7 protein-coding genes and 1 pseudogene are annotated in these 6,275 nt (G+C 40.4%); 3 read left to right on the top strand and 5 right to left on the bottom strand.

The window, feature by feature from the left end; translation table 11 throughout:
* Positions 1 to 278: 278 nt before the first annotated feature.
* The 3 genes from QZ998_RS16390 (at position 279) to QZ998_RS16380 (ending at position 2,672) form a co-directional block, all read left to right on the top strand.
* Entirely contained in the window at positions 279 to 566 is a 288-nt protein-coding gene (locus tag QZ998_RS16390; protein WP_296561926.1) for a hypothetical protein, read from the top strand.
* A 500-nt stretch (positions 567 to 1,066) separates the two neighbouring features.
* Positions 1,067 to 1,852, top strand: coding sequence for a hypothetical protein (locus QZ998_RS16385; RefSeq protein ID WP_296561924.1), 786 nt, complete (start codon positions 1,067 to 1,069; stop codon positions 1,850 to 1,852).
* A 19-nt stretch (positions 1,853 to 1,871) separates the two neighbouring features.
* On the top strand, positions 1,872 to 2,672 hold the full coding sequence (locus QZ998_RS16380) for a phage regulatory protein/antirepressor Ant (RefSeq protein ID WP_296561923.1): 801 nt from the start codon (positions 1,872 to 1,874) through the stop codon (positions 2,670 to 2,672).
* A gap of 1,371 nt (positions 2,673 to 4,043) precedes the next feature.
* Here the strand turns inward: QZ998_RS16380 and QZ998_RS16375 are convergent.
* From QZ998_RS16375 to QZ998_RS16960, 5 genes and pseudogenes are all read right to left on the bottom strand, one after another.
* Positions 4,044 to 4,202, bottom strand: coding sequence for a hypothetical protein (locus QZ998_RS16375; protein ID WP_296561921.1), 159 nt, complete (start codon positions 4,200 to 4,202; stop codon positions 4,044 to 4,046).
* 3 nt (positions 4,203 to 4,205) lie between these two features.
* A complete protein-coding gene (locus tag QZ998_RS16370) occupies positions 4,206 to 4,565 on the bottom strand; it encodes a helix-turn-helix transcriptional regulator (RefSeq protein WP_296561919.1) in 360 nt (119 codons plus the stop codon).
* Positions 4,558 to 4,920 carry a type II toxin-antitoxin system RelE/ParE family toxin gene (locus QZ998_RS16365; protein WP_296561917.1) on the bottom strand — a complete coding sequence of 121 codons (363 nt, stop codon included), beginning with the start codon at positions 4,918 to 4,920 and terminating at the stop codon, positions 4,558 to 4,560. The genes QZ998_RS16370 and QZ998_RS16365 overlap by 8 nt, the downstream gene beginning before the upstream one ends.
* A 267-nt stretch (positions 4,921 to 5,187) precedes the next feature.
* Complete coding sequence (locus QZ998_RS16360; protein WP_296561915.1) at positions 5,188 to 5,712, bottom strand: hypothetical protein; 525 nt, start codon at positions 5,710 to 5,712, stop codon at positions 5,188 to 5,190.
* 340 nt (positions 5,713 to 6,052) lie between these two features.
* Positions 6,053 to 6,133: pseudogene (locus QZ998_RS16960) on the bottom strand (DUF2388 domain-containing protein); the annotation flags it as partial.
* Positions 6,134 to 6,275 lie beyond the last annotated feature (142 nt).

The following is a 6,275-nucleotide window of genomic DNA, read 5'->3' as shown; positions in this document are numbered from 1 at the left end:
GGTTTTCATGTTATACCACCTCCTTATTTGTAAGTTTTTTAATTGCATTTAGTACTCTTTGTTTTTCTTCTTGGGGTAACTCGTTTCTAAGCTTCCGACACAGTGTAGACTCAGCGATTCAATAAAAGAAGCAAGACTATTTCAATATGAAGTCGCAGCTGCTATTGGAATCGCTGAGTCTACACTGTGTCGGAAGCTTAGAAACGAGTTACCCCAAGAAGAAAAACAAAGAGTACTAAATGCAATTAAAAAACTTACAAATAAGGAGGTGGTATAACATGAAAACCCCAAGAATGCGAACGATCCCTCAAAGCGCAGCTGAATTAAAAGCCCTGGATCAGCACACCTCGCTCACAGAATGCGCCATCAGAAGACTTGTAGATCAAGGTAAGATCAAATGCGTGAAGGCCGGGCGGAAAAAATTAATCAATTTGGATCAGCTTATCAATTATTTGAGTGATCCATTTCCGGAAGAGGTACCAGAAGAGGTACCAGGCGAAAAAGAAAAGGTTATTACCCTGGAAAGAATGGACGCTTACAAGAAAAGTATCGGGCTGGTTAAGTAATACGCAATTTTCGGATGTACACCAATCGTGGTATTTTAACAGCGAAATACAATCAAATGGGAAGGAACCAGTAGTTTAGCTGTGAAAAGAGTAAACTCCTGGCCTCTTCCCATTAATTTTAGGACAAAGCAAAAGTACCAAAACGGAAGTTTTGAAACAATTAGCGATGTAGTCCCAATTCAGGACTCCATCGGCAGAAAGCACGGATTATAGTTTCGTCGAAATTTCGACGAAAGGAAGACATGAAAAAAACTCTCCCAGGCACTGCAATACCGGTAGGGAGAGTTTTAAGAGAGTGTTGTGTTTTATTACAAATAACTGAATAAGAAAAGACCGCTGCTAAAGCTTGGATGCTATAGCGTTCTTTAAATAATCCGTTATCTAATTATACCTTTTTATATGATGGATAACAAGCAAAAAAACGGCTGAGTAATCAGCTTTCAGACTTGATAAGGATATTAACTTACCGACAATATAATTCAAAACAAGAGGTAAACCAAATGCCATACATCAAAGAGACATGCAGAGCTGGCAGAACCATAGAAATAACCAAACGGTTCACGACACGTTTCAGTAAAAAGGGAATCACCAGAGGTGAAAACCAGAAGCCAACGCCGGAGCAAATGCAAGTAATCAATGAGCGGAATGCAGAAACCAAACTTAGAAGGATCCTTAATACAAATTATGGCCCGGGTGATTTGCATATTGTTCTTACATATGCAAAAGAAAAAAGGCTGGTACCAGAAGAGGCAAAGATTGAGCTTGAAAAGTTTATCAGGAAGATCCGGGCAGAGTACCGAAAAAATGAAGAGGAGCTAAGGTATATCCTGGTCACAGAATATAAAAGAAAATCTATTCACCATCATCTGATTGCAAACACGATAGATCATGTGACAGCAAAGGATTTTGACAGAATATGGACAAATGGCCGTATTAATTGCGCACCCCTTGATGATACCGGCCAATATAGCGAACTGGCCCATTATCTGATTAAAGAGACAAGAAAAACCTTTAGAGAATCCGACAGCCCTTCAAAGAAGCGATGGAATGCCAGTAAAAACCTAAAGAAACCGGAAATTAAGAAAGAAATCATTAAAGCAAAAGAATGGCGTAAGGTGCCGGAGCCGGTTAAAGGATACTTCATTGAGACTGGCAGCATCCGGGAGGGCTTCCATGATTTCACTGGTTGGCCATACCAGGCTTATCGCATGATCAGGGCGGCAAAAGAAGAGGACATTACCCCAAAAATAGCAGATCGATTATCAAAGCCGAAAATTCGGCCATGAAACCAGAGAGGAAAAAGAAATGAACGATTTAATCAATATTGAAAACAAAGATGGTTTATTATTGGTAAGCAGCCGGGAGATAGCGGAAAGATTTGGCAAGGAGCATTACCATGTAGTGGATGCAATTGATAATAAGATCAAGAATCTAACCCACGAAAATCCGGGGGTTAAAATATCAGAACTATTCATTGAAGGCTATTTCGATCACAAGGGGAATAACTATAAAGAATATCATTTGACACGAGATGGATTTAGTTTTATAGCCATGGGGTTTACTGGTTCAAAAGCAGATGTCTGGAGGCTTAAATATATTGCGGCGTTTAATCAGATGGAGTATGAAATCAAAAGGATGAATCAGCCCCAAGGGGAGGAGCTTTTGGCGCTGGCTGTTCTACATGCTCAAAAGGTTATTGAAGAAAAGGAATCATTGCTAAACGATCAAAAGCCAAAAGTTCTTTTAGCAGATGCCATCACGGCAAATGAATCATCGATTTCTATCAGAGAACTGGCCATAATATTAAAACAAAACGGTGTGGATACAGGCGAAATTAGACTTTTTGAATGGATGCGCACGAATAGATATTTGACCAAAAGAAGAGGAAAAGAAAACAGCTTACCAACTCAGCGCAGCCTTGAAATGGGAATACTTGAAATAGCGTTGATACCATATACTAGAAAATGCGGGGCTGATGATACCTATAAAAAGCCGATGGTCACGGTAAAAGGACAGAAGTATTTTCTTAACAAGTTCCTTGGTGAAGGAGCCAGAGGTCAGGGAGGGCGCAATAAAGACATGGCAAGAGTATTGCCACAAAGTTAAAACTATTTTCTCAAATAAACCACCAGCCATAAACGGCGACAATGCCGGGGTTAATTGCCTTTTCAGCTGAACATATGTTCAAGAGTAAAGGAGAAATAAAAACATAGCAGTTCTTATTACTGGCGCATCAGAAGAGGTCATTCGATAGGGTTCAAGAATCATCAGAGATACTATTCCCGTACGTGAGGGGGTGGTTAATGCTGCTGGTGGCGTTGGCCAGTGATCCGGAAGAGCCGGGAGCCGGTGCGCACCATGGGCCACACCCCCGGTCATAAAAAAAACGGGTTCAAAAATTCGGACCGTCATTCGATAGGGTTCAAGACATTTTAGAGAACCTCTTCTTGCGATAATTTTTCTATCAGAAACAAATTAAACCGGGTATTATGGGGCAAGGTTATGGCAAGGTAGTTATTAATGCTTAAATTGTACACTATACAGAGGAAACCGCAAGAAGAAGCCAATTGATATGCAAATACCCCCAGGGGAACGGATTTTTAGACCGGCAGAACATTGCATACGGTTCCCAATTTGCGTACACACTATATTTTTGGCTTTTTGAGTAATAATTCCATGAAAATAAGCGATTACATGTACTTTATGACCCCTGAGCACTACGTCAAGACCAGGTTAAGTTATCCTGAGCTACGGTATGACGTGGTTAACGGGATAATCATTTGTGCTAAACACCGGTAATGACGAACAACCAGAAAAAGGAACAAAGGCAATGAAGACGATGAGAAGATTAAAAAAATGCCGTAGTTGAGCCAATCCCCCCACCTCAAATGAAGAATTTCAAAATACATTTTCATTGGATAGGGTAACTTCTTCCAATAGAGCGAATGCCGGAAATATTTTTTTTAGCAATCTAGACCTCTTCTTGGAAAATGAATATTGCGGAAAAAACACTGGCGAAAAATTGCGCCGATCTGGTAACCGGTGAGAATTCGGTGAGGTAAATATCAGCTCTGAATTTTCAGCTTTGACAGAATGAAAAAACATCGGTCGAAAATTCAGCCGATCTTGCCAGTCCTCAAAATTGAGGTGTGAATTTAACCCATGAAAATTCGGGGGTTAATCTAATGTCGGGATTACCGACTTTAGAAAACTTCATAACACCGGATTTTTCCGTTATACCGGGCGTGCCCAAAATTGGACAGGATCAAAACATGGGTTTTGGTGGGTGGCAAAACGCCATATACCTTGATTTAAGGATGAGATCAAGGCAAGGGCGAAAGAAAATCAAGGGTCAAGGAATGATTTGAACATTCCGCAGAAATCTGACAAAAGTACAGAAACCAGCAAAGAACTGGCCAAACTGGCTGGGTATCTGGTGCCGGGGCCGGGGTATTGGCCCGAGCTTATGTTCGCATTTTACTTTATTGGGTTACCCTCTTCGTCAATTTCTTTGGTACCACCGCCGAAATAATAGCCTTTACTTTCAAGAAAATCAATGAATTCATTCCAGAATTGGTCATGATCCACATTATCGGGCAGTTCAACAACACCATTAATTTCAATGTATCGGCTCATGGGTTAACCTCTGCTTATAGGGAGATTATCACCATTTTCGGGAATATTGATTTTAAATGGCGGTTTAAGGTGCATGCGTTTTTCTTTTATGGGCACAACAGCTAAAGTCATCCCCAGAGATTCAAGGATTTTAATCATAGTTGTTAATTTGGGGTCAGATGTGCCTTTTTCCATTCTGGCAATTACCGGCTGCTTGACACCACTTAATTCTTCAAGTTTTTTCTGGCTGATCCCTTTTTCATGGCGTGCCTTAATGATTTCACCCATGAGTGCAACCCTTAAATCAGATTCTAAAATTTCTTCAGGTGTGAAAATTTCTTTTCTGACATCGGCCCAGCTACTACCAATTGCTTTATTATTCATTATCTTCACCACTTTCTTTTAAGAATGCCAATTCTCGTTTGGCTTGTTCAATTTCTCGTTTAGGGGTCTTTTGCGATTTCTTTATAAACTGGTGTAGCAATACATAACTACCATCTACCCAGGCGACGAAAAAGATTCTATTTCTTAAGGGCCTGATCTCCCAGATTTCGCCATCTAAATGCTTGATGTATGGCTCACCGATCTTTGTACCGTATTTACTGAGCATTTGAATGTAATCATTGATCTTATTGAGATTAACACGGCTGTCCTTGTCGTTTTTACGGCTTAATTCTCTGATAAAATCCAATACTGGCTCATTGCCTTTTGGGTCTTTATAAAAAAGTATTTTGTGCAAACCTCACACCCCCTGTTTATAATATAATAACTCGCAAGTTATTGTTTGTCAATTATTAAGTGGGAGACTTTAGAAAATTAAGCCAGATAAGCCGATTTAAGCAGTTTTATTTATGGCAGGAATAGAACTACCAGATTCAAGAGGGAGTTAAAATGCGGGGCGCTCTGGCCAATAATTTACATGAAAAAAGAAGAGGTTTTAAAAACTACCTCTTCTAATAACTCATTGCCGTGAATCTGGGTCTCATTTCCCGGTGCAGCTTCTTGATTAACCGAAATACCAGTCTAAGCAATCCAGGCACTCAGGAACCACAATGACCTCTTTTTCATTCCTGCAATTTGTGTAAAGAATAATGTCATTAATATGAAATGCAGTCTCTATCAGCTCTGCATTTTCTGAAAGCCTCCGATTAGAAAAAAATTCAGCTACTTTTTTATCCAGAGTATAACTTAGAGCGCATTCGATGGGTAGACTATAGTCATTTACACCCCGGAACAATTTGAGAAAATCGCCATCGTCCAGATAATCGTGTAAGGCCTTGCGATTACCATCAATTCTCTTTTGTCGCTCCGCATTGGTTTCATTATCAAGAGAATCTTTTAAAAACGAATAGAATTCTTCCAGATCATAAGGATAATGGGTGTAAATATGGCGCAACTGATTGTAAAGACGCTCTGAGCTGGGCATAGAAGGATACATCTTTTTAAAATATCGCCAGGCTTCTAAATTGGGCGAACCATCGTCATTTCCATTTCCAAATGGCAATATAGCGTCTTCAAAATTTATACACATGTTGAAAGTCTCCATTCTTTCATTTGGCTAAGATAATTTAAATAGTCGTGGCAGATCCTCTTCACGGATGATTTGTTGAGATTAACAAAACGTTCCGTTGATCTAGTCAGCACTGAAAGGTAAACTTATCGATATTTCGCTATTTCATAAAAAAATACTCTTGTGGATAACTTTAATTTTCGTGGTTGCTTTTTCGGCTTCTGGAGTGGTCAGAGATAAAACATATTCTGTCAGTGTGATTAGTCGATTGAATAAAGTCTACATACGGATTATGGCCTATTAGGTAGCAAAGTGTGCGTCGCATGCTCGACGCGCCGCCGAGCATGTCCTTTGGCGCCGTTCAGGTTTTCGGTGATATACACTCAAAGCATGCACCTCGAATAGCGCCATCACTCGCGACGAAAGCTGCAGCATCATTGCGAGCTCAGAATAAGGCGGGCACAGCCGGCGACATCGAGCTGGCTGAAGCAGTTTTGGTTTATGAATGGCGCTAGCGAAACAGGGTTTTGGATGGGAAGGGCGGTATGGAACCGCGTTTCATCTGCAACCTGAACCAGCAGCGC

The sequence above is a fragment of the uncultured Acetobacterium sp. genome (assembly GCF_927416815.1).
Lineage (GTDB): Bacteria > Bacillota > Clostridia > Eubacteriales > Eubacteriaceae > Acetobacterium.
Note: the sequence above shows the minus strand (reverse complement) of the source record. Positions and strands in the feature narration are given on the sequence as shown.

Bases quoted from the DNA above. Each gene is read 5' to 3' on its own strand.
- QZ998_RS16390 (WP_296561926.1), top strand. From the start codon at position 279: ATGAAAACCCCAAGAATGCGAACGATCCCTCAAAGCGCAGCTGAATTA.
- QZ998_RS16385 (WP_296561924.1), top strand. From the start codon at position 1,067: ATGCCATACATCAAAGAGACATGCAGAGCTGGCAGAACCATAGAAATA.
- QZ998_RS16380 (WP_296561923.1), top strand. From the start codon at position 1,872: ATGAACGATTTAATCAATATTGAAAACAAAGATGGTTTATTATTGGTA.
- QZ998_RS16375 (WP_296561921.1), bottom strand. From the start codon at position 4,202: ATGAGCCGATACATTGAAATTAATGGTGTTGTTGAACTGCCCGATAAT.
- QZ998_RS16370 (WP_296561919.1), bottom strand. From the start codon at position 4,565: ATGAATAATAAAGCAATTGGTAGTAGCTGGGCCGATGTCAGAAAAGAA.
- QZ998_RS16360 (WP_296561915.1), bottom strand. From the start codon at position 5,712: ATGTGTATAAATTTTGAAGACGCTATATTGCCATTTGGAAATGGAAAT.